The sequence below is a fragment of the Paenibacillus abyssi genome, assembly GCF_014640295.1.
In the GTDB taxonomy this organism is placed as follows: domain Bacteria; phylum Bacillota; class Bacilli; order Paenibacillales; family Paenibacillaceae; genus Paenibacillus_D; species Paenibacillus_D abyssi.
In genome coordinates this window covers 54,039-77,821 of sequence record NZ_BMGR01000006.1, presented here as the reverse complement: position 1 = coordinate 77,821, position 23,783 = coordinate 54,039, and the positions used below count along the sequence as shown (strand labels likewise).

The window sequence follows — 23,783 nt, the reverse complement described above, 5'->3', positions numbered from 1 at the left end:
TTAAAGGATTCGACGGTGTTTGTTTTTCCGCGATCCTTCAATTTGCCTTTTTTGTTTGCCTGTAGGATGGGAGAAAGAACAGGCAAAGATCCCAAAACCCTCTCTTCTTCTGCGATGGATGGCGCTCGGAACGCGAGATGAAGATGCTGTACGGTGCGGCGGATACCCACTGTGCCGCTGCGGCATTCACTTCGGACGCAGAAGAAACGGATGTGTACAGGGAAACCGTCGTAACTTCGGCAGCCTGTCCGTTTGTCATCGTTGACTGTTCTTGCGCTGCCGGGAGTTCCGGGGAAACTTCGGAAGTGTGCTTGTCCGGCGATACGGGCCGCTCTTCCGCAGCTTGCGGACTCATCGAAACCGGCAGCTCCTCCCCAGCCTGCGGACTCATCAAGACGGGCCGTTCCTCTGAAGCCTGGAGTCCTTCCGCCGCTAATTTTTCCTCTGTGATTGTTGAATCTAACGCCATCGTTTGTTCTTGCGGAGCCTGTGTGCCTTCCGATGCGAACAGCACTTCCTTGACCAGTGAATTTAGCGCCATACGCTGCTTTTCGGAGACCTGCGGGCGAAATAAAACGACTTGCGATTCGGTAGATGGATTCTCGTTTGGCAGGATCAATTGCGGCGCGTCGAGCTGCTCGCCATTCTCGGACGATTTCGTGCCGGATGCGTCATGAGCGGCGGTCTGCTCACTTGAATTCGGAATCTCTACCGGTGTATCCGCATCACTCGCCGGGTGCAGCTCTGTGGCGGCGGCAATCTCTTCTCCACAATGATGAAGCAGCTCGTTCAACTGCTGCTCCAGTTCCTCCACCCGCCGGGCGAGCAATAGATTCTCATGCTGAAGCTCTTTAACCAGTCCATGTACATATCTTATCGTTAATCTGGATTTCCTCGTCGGGTGCTCCTTCTCTTTCTCGTGGCAATCGGACGACAGCGGCAGCTTGGGCTCTGTTTCACCGGTTTCCTTTTGGTACACGATAAAGCCTCCTTTAATCATTCATATGATAGTTTCATAAGCTATATTCATAGTAATTTAAAACCGCTAAAGATACTGTCGAAGCCCCCTGTCAAAATAAAGGAAAGCCCACCGGCCATAACGGCCTAGCGGGCTGAACTTGTCGATATGCTAAAAATGATGGCTGATGAACAACGGGACCGAGGTTGCAGCAGCGCTTGTTATCCCAGTACTTTCCGAAACTCCCGGGTGAGCAGGGGGACGACCTCGAACAGATCTCCAACAATACCGTAATCTGCGATTTTAAAGATCGGAGCCTCGGGATCTTTGTTGATGGCGATAATAATGCGTGATTGACTCATCCCGGCCAGATGCTGAATGGCGCCGCTGATCCCGCAGGCGATATAGATCTCCGGTGTCACCACTTTGCCGGTCTGGCCGATCTGCAAGCCATAGTCGCAGTAACCGGCATCACAAGCGCCGCGCGATGCGCCGACCGCCCCGCCAAGCAGTCCGGCGAGTTCCTCGAGCGGCTTGAAGCCGTCGGCGCTCTTCACGCCTCGGCCGCCCGATACGATAATCTTCGCTTCGGTCAGATCGACCTTGCCGGATGTTTTCCGAACGACCTCCTTCACGACCGTTCGAAGAGAATTGGCGGGGGTATCGACCTTTATGATCCGGGCCTGATGCCCTTCGGTAGGCTGGGCCGCAGGAATATTGTTCGGCCTCACCGTAACGACTGACCGCGAATCCTGAACTATTTTTTTCTCAAACGCTTTGCCTGCATACAGCGGTCTTGTATACACAATTTGCCCGTCGGATGGCTCGATTGCAATGACATCGGATAGCTGGCCGGCCTGCAGCTTGGCTGCAATCGCAGGTGCCAGATCACGTCCGATCGCTGTATGTCCCGTGAACACGGCGTCAGGCTGCACGGAATCGAGCACTGGCGACAGCGCAGCGAGATAAGCTTCAGCATTGTAATGGATTAAGCTGTCATGTTCAATGACATGAATGTCCGATAGGGGATAGGACGAAAGCTCGCCAGCCAACGAATCGAGCTGGCTGCCTAACACGACCGCCGATAGGCTGTCGCCGTCCCCAGAAGCGATAACGGCTGCTTGAAGCGCTTCCAAAGCAACCTGACGCAGCTTGCCGTCACGATGTTCTGCAATGATCAGATACGTTCTGCTCATCAATCGTTACCTCCTTCGTCGTCTATTATATCGCTTTCGATTGGGTGCGAAGCAGCTCTACGAGCTTGGCCGCTTGCGCGGGAATATCGCCCTGCAAAATTTGGCCCGCCTGTCTTGCCGGCGGCAGGAACAGCTCAACCTGCGAGGTTTTTGGCTCTAAAGCACCTGTATGAACGTCCAGATCGTCAAGCGACAGCTGCTGAAACGGCTTTTTCTTCGCTTTCATAATGCCGGGGAGGGAAGGATACCGCGGTTCATTAAGCCCCTGCTGGGCGGTGAACAAGGCGGGAAGGGAAACCTCGAGCACCTCCAGGTCGCCTTCGGCATCGCGGCGCACGGCAGCGCTGCCGCCGGACGGCTCCAGCTTGATAATAGAGGAGATGTGGGGAATGCCAAGCAGCTCCGCCAAGCGAACGGCGACCTGGCCTGCGCCGTTGTCTACGGAGAAATTGCCGCCAAGGATCAAGTCATAGGATTTGTCCGTGAAATAAGCGGCAAGCACGCCCGATACGACAAATTCATCCGCCGGGATGCGGTCGTCAGAGATGAGCACAGCTTCATCGGCTCCCATAGCAAGCGCAGTTCGCAGCGCCTCGGCGCTTCGCTCAGGCCCGACAGAGACGACGGTCACAATGCCGCCGGACTGCTCCTTCAAGCGGATCGCCTCCTCCACGGCATATTCGTCGTAGGGATTAATGACGAATTTGACGCCGTCCTCGGCAACTTTACCATTCTGAATGACGATTTTCTCCTCGGTGTCGAACGTTTGCTTCAGAATCACATACACATTCATTGTTATTTCTCCTTTCCCATATTAGAGATGGTATGGTGATCAAGGCTTGAGAGCCTTAAGGAAAAACTCGGCGGTACGGTCAATCTGCGCGCTTAATGAATATTTCTGTCCTGAAATGAGCCATGAAGTAACCACTTCGTCCATTGCCCCAAAAATGAGCAGCCGGGTTAACTTCACATCCAGGTCTTTGCGGAACGTTCCTTCCTCCATGCCTTTAACCAAAACGGCTTCTATTAATTGAATATATGGTTTAACCGCTTGGCCGATTGCTTTTCTTAGCTCCAAAGAGCTTTGACGAAGCTCAATCTGGGTCACGTAAGCGAGATTGCTGTTGTTCTCCAGCTCGGTGTAATGAATTTCGCAAATTTTGCGCAGCGCCTCCTCGGCGGTTGCTGAAGCTTCGACACTGGCTGTGAACTTGCCCACCAGTTCGCCAAGGCGCTCCCGGAACAGGGAAACGAGAATATCCTCTTTATTTTTGAAATATAAATAAATCGTTCCGTCTGCGACGCCGGCCTCGCGCGCGATTTTCGACACTTGGGATCCATGATAGCCTGTCTCGGCGAATACTTTGACGGCTGCATCAAGAATTAATTCGAATTTGTTTATTTTTTTACTTGTCATTTTTTCACCCCGATGATAAAATCCAATTAAAGATGAATGAATACTCATTCATTTTTATAACTCCATCTTATGAAATTTGTTAAGCGTTGTCAACGTTTCCGTTCATAAGATTTTTTAAGAATTAAATATGTAAGGGTTTACATTAAGACTTGCGAAAGGATGGGTGTTCATGCTCTGGCCGTGGATTCATTATCTCTTGTTCCTGCTCGTTTTGGGGTATGCCCTTTTCTTGTTTTACCGGGCCGTTTACCACCGCTATCTATATATAAAGCTGGGACAGACAAGCGGTACGCCTGTTGATTGGAATATGAGAGCGGGGGAACTGGTCTCCCAAATGCTGGGCCACCGAAAGCTGCTGAAGGATAGGAAAAGCGGCATCATGCATATTGTGATCTTTTACGGCTTTATCATTTTGCAGTTTGGGGCGCTTGATCTGATCTATATGGGATTATCAGGAGGCGCTCCGCTGCCGATTCCCGGCTATCAAGTATTTGGGCTCTCGCAGGAAATTACGGTCGTCCTTGTGCTTCTCGCCATCGGTTATGCCGCATACCGGCGCTACGGAGAAAAGCTGAAGCGGCTGAAAAAAGGCTGGAAACCCAGCATCGTAGTCTTCTTCATTACCTTTCTTATGCTCTCCGTACTATTCTCGCTAGCCTTTCACCGGATTTGGATGGGGCATGAGGTATCCGCCTACGCGCCATTCTCCTCCCTTATTGTTCTATTGTTCGCGGGCATTTCCGTCACGGCAGCTAAAGTATTATTCTTTGTCTCCTGGTGGGCGCATCTCGTGATTTTGCTCTCTTTTCTGGTGTATATTCCGCAGTCTAAGCATTTCCATATCATCACAGCTCCGATCAATATCTTCTTAAGCCGCAAGGAGCCGGCCGGCCGTCTGCGCAAGCTTGATCTGGAGAATGAGGAGGCCGAATCGTTCGGCGTCGGCAGAGTTGAAGATTTTACGCAAAAGCAAATGCTCGATTTCTACGCTTGTGTAGAATGCGGGCGCTGCACCAATGTATGTCCGGCATCGGGCACGGGCAAAGCGCTCTCCCCGATGCATCTGATCGTGAAGCTGCGCGATCATCTGACGGAGAAGGGGGCAGCCATCACTTCCAAATCGCCATGGGTACCGGCATTCGCTTTTGCAGACGGCCATGCGCACAGCCTTGTGAATACAGCGGAGGAGAGGCCGGATTGGAAGGCGCAGGGGATTACAGATATCGGGCCGACGCTCGAATGGCAGAAATCGACCTGGCAGCCGGCGGAGAAAAGGCCGGAGGACATGCAGCTGATCGGCGATGTGATGAGCGAGGAGGAGATTTGGGCATGTACGACCTGCCGCAATTGTGAAGACCAATGTCCGGTGGCTAACGAGCATGTCGATAAAATCATCGACCTTCGCAGACATCTCGTGCTGATGGAGGGCAGCGTTCCGCAGGAGGGACAGCGGGCGATGCAGAACATCGAGCGGCAGAGCAATCCATGGGGGATCAACCGCAATGACCGCAGCAAATGGATGGAGGACATCGGCGGCATTCCTGTCCCTACGGTCAAAGAAAACCCGAATTTCGACGTGTTGTTCTTTATTGGCTCGATGGGTTCTTATGACAACCGTACACGTAAAGTCTCGCGGGCGCTTGTCCGACTGTTGAACGAAGCGGGCGTCAGCTTTGCGATCCTGGGTAACGAGGAGAAAAACTCGGGCGATACGCCGCGCCGTATGGGCAATGAGCTGCTGTTTCAGCAGCTGTGCCAGGAGAATATCGAAATCTTTCAAAAATATGGTGTGAGTAAGATTGTAACCGCTTGTCCGCATACATTCAATACGTTGAAAAACGAATATCCTGAATTCGGGCTGGAGGGGGTGGAAGTGCTTCACCATACGCAGCTGCTGGAGCAGCTTGTCCGCGAAGGACGGCTGAAGCCCAAGCATGCTGTCAACGAACGCATCACCTATCACGATTCCTGTTATCTTGGGCGCTATAACGATGTATACGACCAGCCGCGCAATATTCTGCGGGCCATCGACGGGGTTGAGCTGGTGGAGATGGAGCGCACGCGGGAAAACGGCATGTGCTGCGGCGCCGGAGGCGGCATGATGTGGATGGAAGAAACGTCGGGCAAGCGCGTCAATCTGGCGCGCACGGAGCAGGCGCTGCAGACAAAACCGACCGTCATCAGCAGCGCTTGTCCCTACTGCCTGACGATGATGGAAGACGGCACCAAGCTCAAGGAGGTCGAGGATCGCGTCAAAGCGCGGGATATCGCGGAAATTTTGGAGCAGGCTGTATTCGGCCATGTGAAAGCTGAAGACCAAAAAACGATGCAGGAGGTATAAGGCAAATGGCAACGACAATAAGGAAAGCCGCCGTTATCGGCTCAGGTGTAATGGGCGCCAGTATTGCCGCCCACCTCGCTAATGCAGGCATTTCCAGCCTGCTGCTGGATATTATTCCGGCAGCCCTTACTCCGGAAGAGGAAGCGAAAGGTTGGACACGGGATCATCCGTCGGTCCGCAATCGGCTGGCGGCGGGCGCGCTTGCCAGATTGTCCAGGATCAAGCCGTCACCTCTTTACGATGAAACGTTCGTCAGCCGGATTACACCGGGGAACCTGGAGGATGATCTGGGCAAGCTCAAGGATGTTGACTGGGTTATTGAGGTTGTAGTAGAGAATCTGGAGGTCAAGCGGGAGCTGCTGCGCAAAATAGAGGGCCATTGGAAACCGGGCACGATCGTCAGCTCCAATACATCGGGGATTTCCATCCAGGCGATGGCGGATGGGTGCAGTGAACCGTTCAAACGTCATTTTCTCGGGACGCACTTTTTTAATCCGCCGCGTTATATGAAGCTGCTGGAGATTATTCCAGGCGATGCCACCGACCCGGCAATCGTCACTCAGATGGCGGCGTTTTGCCGGCGCACGCTTGGCAAGGGCGTTGTCATCGCGAAGGATACGCCGAATTTCATAGCGAACCGCATTGGCACGTACGGCCTGCTTGTTACGCTGCAGGCGATGATGGATAACGGTCTGACCGTGGACGAGGCGGATGCCGTTACCGGGCCGGCGATGGGCCGCCCGAAAAGCGCCACCTTCCGCACGCTCGATCTGGTCGGATTGGACACCTTCGTGCATGTGGCCAATAATGTGTACGAGAAAGTGGACAGCGGGGGAGAGAAGGATGCTTTCGAGGTTCCGCAGGTGCTGAAGGATATGGTATCACGCGGCTGGATCGGCGAGAAGTCCGGACAGGGCTTTTATAAAAAAATCAAAGGCGAGCAGGGCAGCGAAATTTTGTCGCTGGATCTGAGTACGTTGGAATACAGCAAAAATAAGAAACCTGTATCCGCTTCATTAGAAGCCGCAAAAACGGCCAAAGGCGCGAAGGCGAAGACAAAGGCGCTGCTGGGCGCCCAGGATCGTTATTCCGCATTTGCATGGGATATTCTGAAAAAAGTGCTTGTCTATTCCGCCGAGAAGGTCGGTGAAATTGCCGATTCGATCGCGGATATCGATCAAGCGATGAAATGGGGCTTTAATTGGGAGCTCGGTCCTTTTGAAACCTGGGATGCGATCGGGCTCGTGAGGTCGGTCGAACGGATGGAAGCGGAAGGGATGGCCGTTCCGCCCTGGGTCAAGGAATGGATTTCCGCAGGCAACCAGTCGTTCTATCAGAAGGCAGAGGGCAAGGCTTCGTATGCCTATCAAGGAGAATACAGGGCCATAGAGCAGCCTGTGGAAATGATCTCGCTGCGCAGCTTGAAGGAGCAGAACAAAGTGATTCGCTCGAACAGCGGCGCCAGCCTCATTGATGTAGGGGACGGAATCGCCTGCCTGGAATTCCATTCGCCGAATAATGCCATCGGCGCGGATATTCTCATGATGATTCAGCAGAGCGTAGAGGAGGTCCGTAAAAATTATGAAGGACTGATTATCGCTAACGAGGGCCGAAACTTCTGTGTAGGCGCCAATATTATGCTGCTGCTGATGGAGGCGCAGGACGAGGAATGGGATGAGGTCGACAATATCATCCGCCTGTTCCAGAACACGATGATGACGCTCAAGCATTTCGAGAAGCCGGTCATTGCCGCCCCGCACCGCATGACGCTTGGCGGAGGCGTGGAGGTGTGCCTGCCGGCCGACGAGATTAACGCTTACGCCGAAACCTATTACGGACTGGTCGAGGTTGGCGTCGGATTGATCCCGGCAGGCGGAGGCTGTAAGGAGATGGCGCTGCGCATTAGCCGGGCGAACCCGAATCCGGAGGTCGATCTGCAGCCGCATATTAATCAAGCCTTCATGAATATTGGAATGGCAAAAGTGTCGACCAGTGCCCACGATGCGAAGAAGCTCGGGTATTTCCGTTCCACCGACCGCGTGATCATGAATCAGGACCATCTGATCCATGAAGCGAAACAGTCCGCGCTGCGGCTCGTCCAGGCCGGCTATGAGCCCCAGCCGCAAGAAAAGATCCGGGTCGTTGGAGCCGATGGCAAAGCCGTGCTGAAGCTGGGCGCTTATTCGATGAAGCAAAGCGGCTATATCAGCGACCACGATTTGCATATTGCAGGTAAGCTGGCCCACGTAATGGCCGGAGGCGATATACCGGCGGGCACGATGGTGACCGAGCAGTACATGCTGGATCTGGAGCGCGAGGCGTTCCTGAGCCTGTGCGGCGAACCGAAGACCCAGCAGCGGATGCAGCACATGCTTTCCAAAGGCAAGCCGCTGCGCAACTAAGCCAAAGAGAGGTGAACATGCATGAGAGAAGCAGTAATCGTATCTGCTGTGCGCACGCCGGTCGCCCGGGCCAAAAAGGGCAGCTTCGCCCATACCAGGGCGGAGGACCTGGGGAAAACGGTGCTTCAGGCTGTGATTGACCGTGCGCCCGGCGTCCGAAAAGAGGATGTGGAAGACATCATTATCGGCTGTGCGATGCCGGAAGGGGAACAGGGCTTGAACTTTGCCCGCATCATGTCGCTTTACTCAGGGTTCCCTTCGACCGTGCCGGCGCTTACGATCAACCGGTTCTGTTCATCGGGACTGCAATCGATCGCCTTCGCGGCGGAACGCATTATGACAGGCGGAGCGGACACGATCATCGCCGGAGGCGTGGAGAGCATGAGCCATGTCCCGATGACCGGCTTCAAGCCTTCCCCGCATCCAGCGATTGTGGAGGAGATGCCGCAGATTTACATTGGCATGGGGCATACGGCGGAAAATGTGGCCGACCGGTTCGGTATTTCACGTGAGGATCAGGACCGGTTCGCCGTATCGAGTCATCAGAAAGCGGCAAAGGCTGTGCAATCGGGGATATTTGCCGACGAGATTGTGTCGGTCAACACGTCGCTCAAAGGACTGGACGATAACGGAAAGCTATGGGAGAAGCCGGTCGTGCTGGAAGCCGATGAAGGCGTAAGAGCGGACACTTCCATGGAAGGGCTCGCCAAGCTGAAGCCGGCATTCAAGGAGGGAGGCAGCGTTACAGCCGGCAACACCTCGCAGATGAGCGACGGCGCCGCAGCTATGATGGTCATGAGCAGAGAGAAGGCAGAGGAGCTTGGATTAAAGCCGCTGGCATGCTTCCGGTCATTCGCGCTGGCTGGCGTTGATCCCGAAATTATGGGCGTAGGACCGGTCGAGGCGATTCCAAAAGCGGTGGAGCGGGCTGGACTTCGCATGAATGATATCAGCCTCTTCGAAATTAACGAAGCCTTCGCTTCCCAATGCTTGCATATAATCCGGGAGCTAAAATTAGATGAAAGCCTCGTCAATGTCAATGGCGGCGCGATTGCGCTGGGTCATCCGCTCGGCTGCACAGGCACCAAGCTGGCAGCCAGCCTGATCTACGAGCTTCGCCGCAGAGGTGGCGGGTATGGCGTTGTCTCCATGTGCATCGGAGGAGGGATGGGCGCAGCCGGCGTGTTCGAAGTGTATCCGGAATAGCAGGACCGAATAACGAGAACGAAGGAGAGATGGAAATGGCGGAAAAAGTGAAAGTGATTGGCGGCAGCTTTGTCATTGACGACCTGGATTTTCAATCGGTTGTCACACCGGACGATTTGACCGAGGAACAGCGCATGATTGCGGATACGACTGCAGATTTCGTGGAAGAAGATGTGCTGCCGGTCGATGAGGAAGTCGAAAAGCTGAACTATGATCTAACCTTGAAGCTGTTGAAAAAGGCCGGCGATGTCGGACTGCTAGGCGCGGATGTGCCGGAAGCGCTTGGCGGTCTCGGACTTGATAAGGTCAGCTCTACGTTAATCAGCGAGCGGCTGTCCAAGGCGGGGTCCTTCGCCCTGTCTGTCGGTGCCCACGTCGGTATCGGCACGCTCCCGATCGTTTATTTCGGGACATCGGAACAGAAGAAGAAATATTTGCCGGATCTGTCGAGCGGCACCCAAATCGCCGCCTACTGCCTCACGGAGCCCTCTTCCGGCTCGGACGCGCTTGGTGCAAAGACAACGGCGAAGCTGTCGGAGGATGGAAGCCACTATATCCTGAATGGATCGAAGCAGTTTATTACCAATGCAGGGTTTGCGGATATCTTCATCGTCTATGCGAAGGTGGACGGAAAAGACTTCAGTACTTTCATTGTAGAGAGGACGATGGACGGCGTCAGTATCGGCCCGGAAGAGAAAAAGATGGGCATCAAGGGCTCCTCGACCTGTCCGCTTATTCTGGAGGATGTCAAGGTGCCTGCGGAAAATCTGTTGTGGGAGGTCGGCAAAGGCCATTTGATCGCCTTCAATATTCTGAACATCGGCCGCTTCAAGCTGGCATCGGGCTGTCTGGGCGCTTCCAAGGAAGCGATTGGGCTGTCGGCTCAATATGCCAATGAACGCACCCAGTTCGGCAAGCCGATCTCCTCCTTTCCGCTGGTGGGGAAGAAGCTGGCCGAGATGAATATCCGCACCTATGTGCTCGAGAGCATGGTCTACCGGACGGCGGGCTTAATGGATGAGGGGCTCAGCGATATCGACCACAGCAGTCCGGAAGCGGGTGTCCAGTCGGCCAAGGCGATCGCCGAATATGCGTTGGAATGCTCAATCAATAAGGTATTCGGATCGGAGGTGCTGGATTTCGTAGCCGATGAAGGCGTGCAGATCCATGGCGGGTACGGATTTATTCAGGAATACAAAATTGAGCGCATTTACCGCGACTCGCGGATCAACCGGATCTTCGAGGGAACCAATGAGATCAACCGCCTCTTGATTCCCGGCACACTGATCAAACGGGCGGTGAAGGGCGAGCTGCCGCTGCTGCAAAAAGCGCAGGCGCTGCAATCGGAGCTGCTGCAGTTGGTACCGGGCCAGCAGTTTGAAGGGGTGCTGGAGGAAGAGACGCATCTGGTATCGATGGCGAAGAAAATTTTCCTGATGGCCGGCGGCTCTGCCGTTCAGAAGTATCAAATGAAGCTTGAACAGGAACAGGAGGTGCTGAGCCAGCTTGCCGACATGATGATTCAAATCTATGCGATGGAAAGTGCACTGTTAAGAGCAAAAAAACAGATCGCCAAGCAGGGAGAAGACAAATCAGCTAACATGATCGAAATGACGCGTGTCTTCGTTTATGAAGCATTTGAGACCATCGAGTCGCTTGCCAAAGAAGCCTTGTCGGCAATTGAAACCGGAGATATGCTGCGTACCCAGCTCTCCGTATTGAAGAAGCTGACCCGTCGCAGCTCGGTCAACACGGTACAGCTGAAGCGTCAGATTGCCGCCCGGGTGATTCAGTCGGAAAAATTCGTGTGCTAGCCCAAAGTCCATACCAGAGAGGTGAGGGTCATGTCACAAAAACCGTGGTTACTTCATTATCCAAAGGAAGTACCGCCGACTTACTCGTATCCTAAACAGAACCTGGCGGATTTTTTGATTCAATCAGCTGAGAAATACCCGGGTCATAAGGCGCTTCATTTTTTAGGCAAGGAATTGACGTATGCCGAGCTGCTTGAAGGGGCATACCGGTTTGCACGGGTCATTCGCAAGCTGGGCGTTAGCAGGGGGGACAGGGTGGCTATTATGCTGCCCAACTGCCCCCAGCTGGTTATGGCCTATTATGGAACATTGCTAGCTGGCGGCGTGGTCGTCATGACCAACCCGCTCTATGTGCCGCGGGAGCTCGAGCATCAGCTCAAGGATTCCGGAGCGGCGGTTATCCTTACACTGGATTTATTGTTCAAAAGAGTGCAGAGCGTCGTGCCCGCTACGTCTGTGCGCCATGTCATTATCACATCCATCAAGGATTATCTGCCTTTTCCGAAAAATTTGCTGTATCCGCTGAAGGTCAAAAAGGACGGTATGAGCCGCGAGGTGAATTACGGAGAAACGGTTCATTCCTTTTTGAAGCTGATGCGCGCTGCCTCCGGTTCCCCCGTCCATACGGAGGTCGATGCGGAGAATGATCTGGCTTTGCTTCAGTATACCGGCGGGACGACAGGGGTATCCAAAGGCGTGATGCTGACGCATTACAACGTAATCGTCAACACCGTACAAAACAGCCTATGGTCGTATAAAACAAAGCATGGCGAAGAACGTTATTTGGCAGCGCTACCATTCTTCCATGTATTCGGTTTAACCGTACTGATGAACCAAGCGGTTATGCTCGCCGGAACGCTGCTGCTTATTCCGAAATTTGAAGTGGACCAAATTCTTCAGGTCATCGACAAGATGAAACCGACGGTATTCCCCGGCGCTCCGACGATGTATATCGCGCTGATCAATCATCCGGACATCCATAAATATGACCTGTCATCGATCAATATTTGCGTCAGTGGAGCTGCGCCACTGCCCCAGGAGGTGCAGACCCGATTTGAAGAAATTACAGGCGGGCGCTTAATCGAGGGTTATGGCCTGACCGAATCGTCGCCAGTAACTCATGCCAATAACATCTGGGAGAACCGCAAGCTTGGTTCGATCGGCATCCCGTTTCCGGATACAGAGGCCAAAATCGTTCATCCGGAGACAGGAGAAGAGCTGCCGGTTGGCGAGATCGGAGAGTTGGCTGTGCACGGACCTCAGATTATGAAGGGGTATTGGAACAATCTGGCGGAGACGAATCGGACGCTGCGCGGCGGCTGGCTCCATACCGGGGATATGGCGCGTATGGATGAGGACGGATATTTCTATATTATGGACCGAATGAAGGATATCATCATTGCCGGCGGCTACAATATCTACCCGCGCGAGATTGAAGAGGTGCTGTTCGAGCATCCGGGGATCGAGGAAGCCGCGGTTATGGGGGTGCCGGATAAATACCGCGGGGAAACGGTCAAGGCGTTTGTTGTACTGAAGGGAGGCGCATCGGTCACGGAAACAGAACTTGAGAAGTGGTGCAGAGAGCGGCTCGCGGCATACAAGGTTCCGCACCTGTATGAGTTCCGGGACAGCCTGCCCAAGACGTTGGCCGGCAAAGTACTGCGCAGAAAGCTTATTGAGGACGATCCCGCTCAGCAGGGCAGGGTAGTGAAGTAGGCATGTGGTTCCGCCGGATGCTGAGCTGACGAGAACCCCGGCAAGATGCTTGATTTGGAGAGGATAATCTCATCCTGAGCTGATCCCGGAAGGAGGACGACAATGGATTTGAACAAGCTGGACGACAGATTGCTGAGTTTGGCTGAAAAGGCGAAGCAAACCTTCTGGGGTTATCTGGGATGCGAGCTGGTTAGTATGGATGCGCACAAAGTCGTCGTTTCGCTGGAAGTGGAGGAGCATCATCTCAATCTCATCGGGATCATGCACGGCGGTGTGCATACGAGTCTGCTTGATTCCGCAATGGGATTGGTGGCGATGGCCGCACGGCCTAACGAGGATATGGTCACCTCGAATCTGAACATTCATTTTACCGCACCTGCCGTCAAAGGCAAAGTGACCGCGATCGCGGAGATTGTGCATATGTCCGGCAAAATGATCACCACTCAGGGGACGCTGATCAATGAACAAGGAACGCTCTGTTCAATGGCAACCGCATCATTCCGGGTGATCGAGACCAAACACAAGTGAGGCGTTGAATGCCGATCGAAAGAGCCGTGTTAATGTACCAGGAAGTGTTGCAATGTGCAAAAGCTATAAAAACAAGCTGGTATCGGAAATTTCCGCTGCCAGCTTGTTTTATTGTAATAACAGCAATATTTAGGCGCATTCATCAGTAACAACAGCGGAGCATTTTACATATGAATATCAAGTCAAATGAATCAACGGAGGTTATGAAAAATGACTGATTTCAAAAATGATCTGCAAAAGCTGCAAGTTGCTGAATTCAAGGCGGGTGAGCTGACACCGTCGGTCAATCAGAGCTATTACAATAATGCAAATGCAAGGTTATGCGTCGGTTTGTGTGTCGGATTTGGTGTCTGCGGGGGGTTTGGCGTGTGCGGAGGATTTGGCGTGTGCGGAGGATTTGGCCGCTGTGGAGGCTGTGGAGGCTGCGGAGGTTTTCGCTGCGGAGGCTGCGGAGGCTGTGGAGGTTTTCGCTGCGGCGGCTGCGCCCGCTGCTTCTAATGCTCTGATGAATATCAAAGCTGTTTAAAATGAGAAAGGCTGCCCTGCAAAAGAAGTCGGGTTTGCGGGGCATTGCTATGCAAGTTCAGGAATGACGGACAAATAGCTATACATACCATTAAAGTGAAGAGATGGAAGGCTTGAAAAGACCAAATGACAAGGAGGAATGTTAGTTGAACCCTTCTATGCGTCTGAAAGTTAAAGGAGATACGTTTTTTCTTCCTGAGCCTAACGGCAGTGTATATTTTCGGAATAATACAGGTTCTTTTCGTATGGAAGGCAGTGCAATTGATCAATGGATTGAAAAGCTGATGCCGGTATTCGACGGAAATTATACGATGGCGGATTTGACGGACGGATTGCCGGATGAATACCGGAACCGGGTAATCGAAATCGCGGAAAGCTTGCACCGAAACGGCTTTGTAAAGGATGTAAGCCAAGACCGCACTCACGAGTTACCGGGTGAGATTGTGGCAAAATATGCGGCTCAAATTGCATTTTTGGACAGCTTGGGTGATTCTGGTGCGTATCGTTTCCAGTCCTATCGGGAGGCAAAAGTGTTAGCTGTCGGTTCCGGCCCGTTCCTGGTTTCGCTAGTGGGGGCGCTGCTGGAATCCGGATTGCCGCACATCCATATGCTGATCGGGGACCCGCAGGCGGTGAACCTGGGGCGGATTGCAGAGCTAGCACAGCATGTGCGAAAAACTGATCCTACGGTTGAAGTAAAGGAGGTTAACCTGCAGCCCAATCAGGCGGACATTCCCTGGCGGGAGGTCGTACAGCCGTTCGATGCGATTCTATATGTATCACAGGAAGGTGATAACGAACAGTGGAGGGCTCTTCATGCCGCCTGCAGAGAGGAGAAAAAGGTTCTGCTTCCCGCTATGATCGTACAGCAGTCGGGAATGGCCGGTCCGCTGGTGCATCCGGATTCGGAAAACTGCTGGGAATCGGCTTGGCACAGGCTGCACGAGACCGCCATATGCAAGGATCCACAGCTGCACGCCTTCTCTTCCACCGCGGGTGCAATGCTTGCGAATGTGATTGTCTTTGAATGCTTAAAAACGTTGGCCGGTGTTGGCATACCGGATCGGGAGCATCATTTCTATTTGCTTGATCTGGAGACCTTGGAAGGGAGTTGGCATACGTTCTTGCCGCATCCCATCGTTAGCGGAGCTCAGATCGCCGAGCCAGTCAGTGATATGGAATTGCGGCTTGGACAGTTCAAGGATGAAAGCCGGTCGAATGACATGATTGCTTACTTCAGCGGATTGACATCGTCTGAGTGCGGCATTTTTCATATTTGGGAGGAGGGAGATTTGAAGCAGCTTCCGCTGGCGCAATGCCGGGTTCAGGCTGTTGATCCACTCTCTGTTGGCCCGGCAAAGCTGTTTCCGGAGATGGTCTGCACCGGTCTGACGCATGAGGAGGCACGGCGGGACGCGGGGCTGTCGGGGCTTGAAGCGTATGGGACGGCAATGGCCGGCATGTTTATGGAAAAGCTATCGTTCAATGAGAAAGGAGTGAGCCATTCAGCCCGGCTGCAGCCCTTCACCGGCGTCGGGGCCGGGGAGACGGCAGCGGAAGCTGCGGCCCGCGCATTGTATAAGTGCTTGTTAGAAGAGTTCACAAAAAAACAAGGCGATCGCAGACCCTCTGTCTTCCGGGTACAGCTTAGTGAGGTCGAAGATGAACGATGCCGGTTTTACTTGCGGGCTTTGACTACGATGCAGGGAGCGCCGATGATCGGTATGGGGGAGGAAGTCTGCGGTTTCCCGGTCCTATGGGTCGGTACAAGCGGCAGCGGCTGGTATGGAAGCGTTGGCTTGAGCCCTACTTTGGCGCTGCGAACGGCACTTCAGCACTCGCTGCGCAAGGCGCAGAATAAGCAGGCATTCCTTCCCGTTCAAGCGCTGGAGGCTTCATCTGTACAATTGCAAGAAAATCAGCTCCCGACTCTTGCTATTCCCTCCTGTGATACAGCGGCATATCCGAAGCTTATGGCATCCGCCTTGCGGATTTTAAAGCAGGAGCGCATTCAGCTGTCAGTCATCGATCTTGCGATGGAGCCATTTATGAAGGGGCGGATTGAGCTGCTTGGCGTGTCGCTTGGAAAGGGGGAGCTCAAGTGAGCTTAGCTGTGGCAGTAATCGGAGAAGGGCTGCTCTTTGAATTTGTATGCGAACAGTTGTCTGAACGATACCGGCTCATCCGCCAGAACGATCTAACGGCAGGCGTGCCGGAGACTGCGGAGCTTGCATTGCTGTTACATGACGCTTGGCGGCCTTCCGTTCATTACATGGCTGAGGAGGTATTCCGGCAGGCGGGAGTGCCTTGGCTGCGCGGCTTTATCTCATATGGCGAGGGCGTGATCGGCCCGCTGGTTCGACCGGGCACACCCGGATGCTCCCAATGCGCGGAAAAACGCCGTCTTATGGCAGGAGTTGACCGTAAAGAAAATTGGGAGCTGCTGCAAAGGCTGGCAGCATACGGCGGAATCACATCCGATGACTGGGCATCGCGGACAGGGCTGCTGCAGATGGCTCATCTGTTGAAAGCCGAAGTGCAGAGGGTGCTTGGAAACGGGCAGGCCAGCTTGGAAGGGCGCATGCTTTTGCTAAATCTGAAAACATTGGACAGCTCGGTACACTTCTTTTTGCCTGATCCGTTATGTCCGGTATGCGGGAGCTTACCGGATGATTCGCCCTCGGCTGCGCGAATAACACTTCAGCCAAGCCCGAAAATCAGCGCGGACAGCTACCGCTGCCGTTCGATGGATGAGCTGAAAAAGGTTTTAGATAAAGACTATTTGGATTACCGGACCGGCTTTCTGAATGGGAAAGGGCGCGATCTTATATCGCCTTTTGCTGATACAAGCGTAAATCTGCCGTTGTTCTCAGGAGACGAGGCATCGGCTGGCCGTACGAATTGTTACGCCGATAGTGAAGCGACCGCGATCCTGGAAGGCTTGGAACGATATTGCGGTTATGCCGCACGTGGCAAGCGGACGGTTGTTCACGACAGCTATCGCAATCTGGAGGACAAGGCGCTGAATCCTATCCAGGTAGGCGTGCATGAGAAGGTACAGTATGACCGGCCCGACTTTCCGTTCCAACCGTTTGATCCCGACCGTTCGATCGATTGGGTATGGGGTTATTCATTTTTACAGGAGCGGCCGATCCTGGTGCCTGAGCTGCTTGCCTACTACAGCACGCCCTGCGGACTGGGATTTGTCTATGAAACATCCAATGGCTGCGCGCTGGGAGGGAGTCTGGAGGAAGCTATCTTCTATGGCATATTGGAGGTGGCAGAGCGGGATTCATTCCTGATGACCTGGTATGCACAGCTGCCTCTGCCGCGCCTTGACCCATATTCTGCCGGTGATTTGGAATTAAAGCTGATGATTGAACGTTTGCGGGCGGTGGCGGGATACGAGATGTATGTGTTCAATGCAACGATGGAACACGGCATCCCAAGCGTATGGGCGATGGCAAAGAATACGAAGCAGCGGGGAGTGAATCTCATCTGTGCGGCTGGAGCGCATCCGGATCCGGTGAGGGCGGTGAAAAGCGCGGTTCATGAGGTGGCAGGCATGCTGCTGACGCTGGATGAGAAATTCGAGAACAATCGTGAGGACTTTGAGCGGATGATCCACGATCCGTTCCTCGTGCGGCATATGGAGGATCATTCGATGCTGTACAGCTTGCCGGAAACGGAAGATCGGCTGCATTTTTTGCTGGATGACAGCCGTCCGATCCGGTCGTTTGACGAGGAGTTTAAGCCGCAGGCCAGGCATGGGGATTTGACGAATGATCTGAGGGACTTTCTGCAGCGATTCCGCCGCTTGAACATGGATGTGATCGTAGTGGATCAGACGACACCGGAGACGCTTCGCAATGGGCTTTATTGCGTGAAGGTGCTGATTCCCGGCATGCTGCCGATGACATTCGGCCATCATCTGATTCGACTTGCAGGGCTGGATAGAGTGCTCAAGGTACCGGTTGAGCTTGGCTATGCGAGGCATCCGCTCACTTACGAACAGCTCAATCCGCATCCGCATCCATTTCCATAAGGAGGAAAGGGGAGGGAGCAGGATGAGTCTGGATGAATTTCTTCATAATCTGCATTTTGATACCGATAAAGCAAGGCCTGTAGAATGGGAAACGGATTGGGAGGATGCTCCTCTTGCTTATAAGCTGTATCGCCATTTGCCTGTCGTTCCGCTGCCCTCGGAAGTATCGCTGACGCTTCATACACAAGAGGCGGCATTGCAGCCGGACCTTCTCGGAATCAGCCAGCTCCTCTGGTATACCTATGGGCTTACACAAATCTGCCAATCTGCAGCTGCCTTCGGGGATAAGGAACAACCGGCTGGCTTGCTGCAGTCCAACCGGCGGTTTGTTCCCTCGGGCGGGGCACTGTATCCCAGTGAAATATACGTTTATGTAAAGATGAAGGAACTGCCTGCAGGCGTGTACCATTATGACGCGGCGCATCACCGCCTGGTGCTGCTGCGCGAAGGCAATTATGATTCCTATCTGAGCCAGGCGCTTGGCGGGCGCTGCGGCGTGCAGGCTTGTTTCGGGTTTGTTTTTGTATCGGCGATGTTTTGGAAAAATTTCTTTAAATACAATAATTTTGCATATCGGCTGCAGGGGCTGGACGCTGGCGTGCTGATCGGGCAGCTGCTGGAGGTGACAAAACGCTGCGGTTATAAATCGGGGGTTCATTTTCAATTTCTCGATCGGGCCGTTAACCATCTGCTCGGTTTATCTGAACGGGAGGAAAGTGTATATGCGGTTATCCCACTATCGACGGAGCCTGCGGCTCATTGGTTTGAAACAGGGAAGAGCGAGGCGGAAGTGGTATCTGCGGTCGAATTGTGCAGGGAACTGCCGGCTGTAAACCATGCATATTACATCCGATCCCAGAGGGTTGCGGCATTTCCTATGCTGATCAAAATGAACGAAGCAGCTATGCTGGAATCCGTGCCCTCTTTAAGGGCGAGGGCGGGGGAGAATGACGACAAAGCTCTGTGCACGGCGGTGGCGCTGCCCTGTGTGCAGCGGTTGTCGTACGATCTGGCAGCGGCTTGCAAAGAGCGGTATTCTCCCGAGCATGATTTCGTGCTGCGCCAGGTAAGCCTATCGCAGCTGGCTGATTTGTTACATGAGACAATGGCATCGTTCACCTACAGGAATGATCTGGATGGCGCGAATCATAAAACGGCGCCCCGTGTCTCTCTGTATGTCTGTTTGCATGGCGTCCAGGATATCCCCGATGGCGCTTACCGTTATGACGCAGCCGCACATGAGCTGCAGCTCATGCTTGCTGGAGATCAACGGCGCCGGCTTCAGATGGGAATGTCGCTGGACAATGTCAATCTCCACCAAGTACCGTTCTGCATTCATGTAGCTGGGGACATAGATCACCTCAAACAAACGCTTGGCTATAGAGGATATCGAATTCAGCAAATGGAGGCTGGCATGCTCGTACAGCGGTTGCTGCTTGCCGCCTCCGCACTTGGGCTGGGAGGGAGGCCGCTGCTCGGATATGATGTGAAATGGTGTGATGAGATTTATAAAATGGATCGGTTAGGGAAGACTTGTCTGATCCAAATTCCTGTCGGTCCCTATCGCTGTTCTTCCCGTTTGGAGGGGGGCCTTCACAGTTGATGGCCACTCGCAAGGGAAAGGCAGACCAATGCGGGAGCATGTGGTCTGCCCTTTCGATGGTCATTTACGATTTGCTGAATTGACTCGGCAGTTGGGAAGGGGCATTATACTGCATTGGCTGCACGGCGACTGGTGCGTTATACTGCATCGGCTGCATGGTGGCTGGGGCAGTATACTGCATCGGCTGCATGGTGGCTGGGGCAGTATACTGCATCGGCTGCATAGTGGCTGGATAGTTATATTGTGCCGGCCAAGGATAGTGGTCTACCCAATGATAGTGATGGTAATCCCAAGGATGGCACCAGTCATAATGATGGTCATGCATGTAGTAAGGATCGGTAGGGTGATGCCAAAAAAACTCAATATAATCACGCGGCCATGGATAGAAGAAAGGCTGAAACCAATTGTTTTCCGCCTGTTCTTCAGAAATGTCGGACGTTTGTTGTAAACCCGGGTTCTGCTGGATCATTGTTTCTCCTCCTTTTTATCATACTCCACATTATGCAGAGATGAGAAAAAGGGCACTTATCCCTATAAATTGGGCTTGCCCGAAAAGAAACGGATCAGCGTCTATTTAGCGGTTTACGGCTGCTGATCGTGCAGAATTCATCCCTTACTTTAAACTGGGTGATATGTTTGGGAATCGGCACGCAGTGATGGCGGTTAACGATTTCAACGGTATGAATGACCGGCACGATCTGAGGATAAAAGTAATCGTTGTAAACGACTCTGGGCGGATCGTAAATGGGTCCGGCAGGTGGACAATGATAACAAGACATCTGTTGCACCTCCTTAACGGGAATCTAAAGTAATATATGAGAGGGACATTCCCAATGCTTGCACATATGCCTTGATGAATAAACAATTGGAGGGGTGGCATGGATGTGATCGGTAAGAGCGTTCCGAGAAAAGAGTCGCCGGACAAAGTGACAGGTAGGGCCAAATATACTGGCGACAGCATGGAAACCGGATTGCTTCATGCCAGAATGGCCGCCAGCCCTTATGCCCATGCCAGAATCGTTAAGGTGGATACGTCTCATGCTTGGGGCATACAGGGGGTCCGCGCCATCATAACCGGGGATTTCTGTGATGTTCTGACGGGTGAAGAAATTCGGGACAGACCGATCCTCGCCAAAGATAAAGTGCGGTATTTCGGCGAAACCGTCGCGGTTGTGGTGGCGGATAGTGAAGTCTCAGCCAAACGGGCCGCCGATGCAATACACATTCAATACGATCCTCTGCCAGTGGTGAACTCCCCGGCGGCTGCCATCGAAAAGAATGCCCCGTTGGTCCATGAAAATATGATGTCGTACGAAAAAGCCATCGGCGTTGCTTCCATTCCGGGCACCAATATCCCCAGCCTTATCAAAATCCGCAAGGGAGATATGGAACAGGGCTGGAGAGAATGCGGCACTATCATTGAGAATACCGTTTCGTTCGCGCCTTCCGACCACTCGGCCATGGAAACGCGAAGCGCGCTTGCAGAAATCAGCCCGGATGGAAGGATCCACATCGAGACGTCTTCCCAAGCTCCCTTCGCGGTCAAAAAATATATGGGATTATATTTTAATATCGAGCAGGGACGAATCAGGGTAAAAACGCCTTTGGTAGGCGGAGGCTACGGGGGGAAAGCGGCGATCCAGCTTGAGTTGATTGCTTATCTGGCGTCCAAAGCGGTCGGCGGCCGAAAGGTCAAAATCGTGAACACAAGAGAGGAGGACATGGTGACTTCACCGGCACATATCGGGCTGGAAGCGCGGGTTAAGCTCGGTTGTACCGATGAGGGGAAAATCAGGGCTGCAGAAATTGTATACTTGTTCGACGGCGGAGCTTACTGCGATAAATCCAGTGACGTTGCAAGAGCGGCAGCGGCGGATTGTACCGGACCCTACGCAATCGAACATTTGCACTGCGATTGTTACACCGTCTATACGAATCATCCTTATGCTACGGCGTACCGTGGTTATGGCCATGCGGAGCTTACATTTGCCATGGAAAGAGCGCTCGATGTATTGGCGGAAAAGGCAGGTTTGGACCCTCTGGAGCTCCGGCTCAGGAATGCCGTTGTACCAGGCAATACCAGCCCGACGCGAAATGTGCTCACAGCAAGTAATTTGGGGAATTTGCAAGCATGCATCGGAAGACTGCGGATATTAGCGGAATGGGATGATTGGAAGATTAAAACGATTGACAGCCATAAAATTCGTGCAAAGGGCATTAGCTGCTGCTGGAAAAATTCCTCGATGGATCCGAATGCCAGCTCAGGAGCGGTGATTTCCTTCAATGCCGACGCGAGTGTAAATGTGGAAAGCGGCGTGGTGGAAATCGGTACAGGGACGAAGACGGTGCTCGCTCAAATGGTTGCGGAAAGAATGAAGATGGCTCCCGAACATGTTCATGTCCGTATTCGTGTGAATACGATGATCACGCCCGAGCATTGGAAAACCGTTGCAAGCCGTGGAACTTTTATGGCGGGACGGGCGGTATTGGAAGCGGCGGATGACGCGATTGCCCAACTGTTACGGATTGCCGCTTGTGTATTAAGAACAGATCCGGAAGAGCTGGAGCTTGGTTATGGCAAAATATATGTAAAGGCGGATCCAAGCATCCATATCAAGGTCAAGGACATTTGTTACGGTTATACGTATCCGAGTGGAAATTCAATCGGCGGACAGATCATCGGCCGGGGCAGCTATATGCAAAGCCGGATGACATACTTGGATCCGCATACGGGGGAGGGCAGACCGGGACCGGAGTGGAATGTAGCCGCACAAGCCGTAGAGGTTGAACTCGACACAAGGGAATACAGGTACAAAATTTTGAAGGCGATATCTGTCATTGATGCCGGTAAAGTGCTGAATCCCAAGGGTGCGGAAGGCCAGGTGATGGGGGCGATGAGCATGGGGCTCGGCTTTGCCGGCCGGGAATCCTTCTTATTTGACGGGCAGGGTGTCGTATTAAATGCTTCGCTTCGCGATTACACGCTAATCCGTTATGGCGAACATCCGGATTATGTTGTGGAGTTTGTGGAGACGCCTTGCGTGGAAGCGCCGTTTGGCGCGCGGGCTTTGGGAGAGCATGGGCTGATCGGCATGCCGGCTGCATTGGCAAGCGCACTGTCCAGAGCCGCAGGAGTGCGTCTTAACGAGCTTCCCCTGATCCCGGAGCTGATCTGGCGGCTGAAGGCGGGGATGCCCCATGATTCCGATTGATTTCGAATACTATAGACCGGCTGCGGCGGATGAAGCAGTACGTCTTTTTCAGCAGTTATCCTCTCAAGGCAAAGAGCCGGTCTATTATTCCGGCGGGACGGAAATTATTACGCTGGCTAGAATCAACCTGTTTCAGACACGGGCGGTCATCGATATCAAGGGGATACCGGAATGCAGCGCGTTAGCCTTTCAGGATCAGAAGCTGGTCCTCGGTTCGGCACTGACCTTGTCCCGGATTTATGACTCGAACGTTTTTCCCTTATTAGGCGAAGTAGCGGCCGGTATTGCCGACCGGACTTCACGAAATAAAATTACGCTTGGCGGAAATTTGTTCAGCCGGCTTATTTACCGTGAAGCTGTGCTGCCGCTATTGTTGACCGATAGTGTACTGCTGATTGCCGGGCGCAGCGGGGTAAAGCAAATTCAGATTGATCGGATCTTTGATCGGACAATGCAGGTGGAAAAGGGAGATTTTGTGGCAGCCGCGATGACCGATCTCAACTATCTTTCTATGCGCTACGCAGCTGTGAAAAAGCGAAAAATCGCAGAGATTGATTATCCGCTGGTGTCTCTCGCCGCGATTCGGGTAGATGGAATGATTCGGTTGGCATTCAGCGGCGTATGCGCATTTCCTTTTCGCTCCCGGCTGATGGAGGAAATCTTAAATCGGGGGCGGCAGCCGTTGAAATCCCGAATTGAAGAGGCTGTAGGGCAATTACCGGCGCCGATCCTGAGCGATATAAGAGGCTCAGCCGAATACCGGGAATATGTGCTTAAGAATGTCTTGTCCGAATCAATACGTGAGCTGGGAGGAGCTTGA

18 protein-coding genes are annotated in these 23,783 nt (G+C 53.2%); 12 read left to right on the top strand and 6 right to left on the bottom strand.

What is annotated here, in order from left to right; translation table 11 throughout:
• Positions 1-37: 37 nt before the first annotated feature.
• The 4 genes from IEW11_RS10265 to fadR form a co-directional block, all read right to left on the bottom strand.
• Positions 38-979 carry a hypothetical protein gene (locus IEW11_RS10265; RefSeq protein ID WP_188530990.1) on the bottom strand — a complete coding sequence of 314 codons (942 nt, stop codon included), beginning with the start codon at positions 977-979 and terminating at the stop codon, positions 38-40.
• 200 nt (positions 980-1,179) lie between these two features.
• Positions 1,180-2,154, bottom strand: coding sequence for an electron transfer flavoprotein subunit alpha/FixB family protein (locus IEW11_RS10260; RefSeq protein ID WP_188530989.1), 975 nt, complete (start codon positions 2,152-2,154; stop codon positions 1,180-1,182).
• 25 nt (positions 2,155-2,179) lie between these two features.
• Entirely contained in the window at positions 2,180-2,947 is a 768-nt protein-coding gene (locus IEW11_RS10255) for an electron transfer flavoprotein subunit beta/FixA family protein (protein ID WP_188530988.1), read from the bottom strand.
• A gap of 39 nt (positions 2,948-2,986) precedes the next feature.
• Positions 2,987-3,571, bottom strand: coding sequence for a fatty acid metabolism transcriptional regulator FadR (fadR, locus tag IEW11_RS10250; RefSeq protein WP_188530987.1), 585 nt, complete (start codon positions 3,569-3,571; stop codon positions 2,987-2,989).
• 169 nt (positions 3,572-3,740) lie between these two features.
• Here fadR and IEW11_RS10245 point away from each other — a divergent pair, with 169 nt between their 5' ends.
• From IEW11_RS10245 to IEW11_RS10200, 10 genes are all read left to right on the top strand, one after another.
• Positions 3,741-5,912: a heterodisulfide reductase-related iron-sulfur binding cluster gene (locus IEW11_RS10245; RefSeq protein WP_188530986.1), complete on the top strand. Its 2,172-nt coding sequence runs from the start codon at positions 3,741-3,743 to the stop codon at positions 5,910-5,912.
• A gap of 5 nt (positions 5,913-5,917) precedes the next feature.
• Complete coding sequence (locus tag IEW11_RS10240) at positions 5,918-8,314, top strand: 3-hydroxyacyl-CoA dehydrogenase/enoyl-CoA hydratase family protein (protein ID WP_188530985.1); 2,397 nt, start codon at positions 5,918-5,920, stop codon at positions 8,312-8,314.
• A gap of 21 nt (positions 8,315-8,335) precedes the next feature.
• The gene (locus IEW11_RS10235) at positions 8,336-9,520 is read left to right on the top strand and encodes an acetyl-CoA C-acyltransferase (RefSeq protein WP_188530984.1); all 1,185 of its coding nucleotides are present in this window, start codon (positions 8,336-8,338) and stop codon (positions 9,518-9,520) included.
• A gap of 35 nt (positions 9,521-9,555) precedes the next feature.
• Positions 9,556-11,334, top strand: coding sequence for an acyl-CoA dehydrogenase FadE (locus tag IEW11_RS10230; RefSeq protein WP_188530983.1), 1,779 nt, complete (start codon positions 9,556-9,558; stop codon positions 11,332-11,334).
• 30 nt (positions 11,335-11,364) lie between these two features.
• Entirely contained in the window at positions 11,365-13,050 is a 1,686-nt protein-coding gene (locus IEW11_RS10225) for an AMP-binding protein (RefSeq protein WP_188530982.1), read from the top strand.
• A 102-nt stretch (positions 13,051-13,152) separates the two neighbouring features.
• Entirely contained in the window at positions 13,153-13,578 is a 426-nt protein-coding gene (locus tag IEW11_RS10220) for a PaaI family thioesterase (protein ID WP_188530981.1), read from the top strand.
• 210 nt (positions 13,579-13,788) lie between these two features.
• Complete coding sequence (locus IEW11_RS10215; RefSeq protein ID WP_188530980.1) at positions 13,789-14,076, top strand: hypothetical protein; 288 nt, start codon at positions 13,789-13,791, stop codon at positions 14,074-14,076.
• A 185-nt stretch (positions 14,077-14,261) separates the two neighbouring features.
• Positions 14,262-16,208, top strand: a complete 1,947-nt coding sequence (locus IEW11_RS10210; RefSeq protein ID WP_188531171.1) for a putative thiazole-containing bacteriocin maturation protein — start codon at positions 14,262-14,264, stop codon at positions 16,206-16,208.
• Entirely contained in the window at positions 16,205-18,148 is a 1,944-nt protein-coding gene (locus IEW11_RS10205; RefSeq protein ID WP_188530979.1) for a TOMM precursor leader peptide-binding protein, read from the top strand. Before IEW11_RS10210 ends, IEW11_RS10205 begins: the two co-directional genes overlap by 4 nt.
• A 22-nt stretch (positions 18,149-18,170) precedes the next feature.
• Positions 18,171-19,751, top strand: a complete 1,581-nt coding sequence (locus IEW11_RS10200) for a SagB family peptide dehydrogenase (protein WP_188530978.1) — start codon at positions 18,171-18,173, stop codon at positions 19,749-19,751.
• Positions 19,752-19,815: 64 nt separating this feature from the next.
• Here the strand turns inward: IEW11_RS10200 and IEW11_RS10195 are convergent, their stop codons facing one another.
• Both IEW11_RS10195 and IEW11_RS10190 read right to left on the bottom strand, forming a co-directional pair.
• A complete protein-coding gene (locus IEW11_RS10195; RefSeq protein WP_188530977.1) occupies positions 19,816-20,220 on the bottom strand; it encodes a hypothetical protein in 405 nt (134 codons plus the stop codon).
• 94 nt (positions 20,221-20,314) lie between these two features.
• Positions 20,315-20,530 (bottom strand): hypothetical protein, encoded by a 216-nt coding sequence (locus IEW11_RS10190; protein WP_188530976.1) that lies wholly within the window; start codon positions 20,528-20,530, stop codon positions 20,315-20,317.
• A 99-nt stretch (positions 20,531-20,629) separates the two neighbouring features.
• Here IEW11_RS10190 and IEW11_RS10185 point away from each other — a divergent pair, with 99 nt between their 5' ends.
• Together IEW11_RS10185 and IEW11_RS10180 are read left to right on the top strand one after the other, a co-directional pair.
• Complete coding sequence (locus IEW11_RS10185) at positions 20,630-22,963, top strand: xanthine dehydrogenase family protein molybdopterin-binding subunit (RefSeq protein ID WP_188530975.1); 2,334 nt, start codon at positions 20,630-20,632, stop codon at positions 22,961-22,963.
• Positions 22,950-23,783 carry an FAD binding domain-containing protein gene (locus IEW11_RS10180; protein ID WP_188530974.1) on the top strand — a complete coding sequence of 278 codons (834 nt, stop codon included), beginning with the start codon at positions 22,950-22,952 and terminating at the stop codon, positions 23,781-23,783. Before IEW11_RS10185 ends, IEW11_RS10180 begins: the two co-directional genes overlap by 14 nt.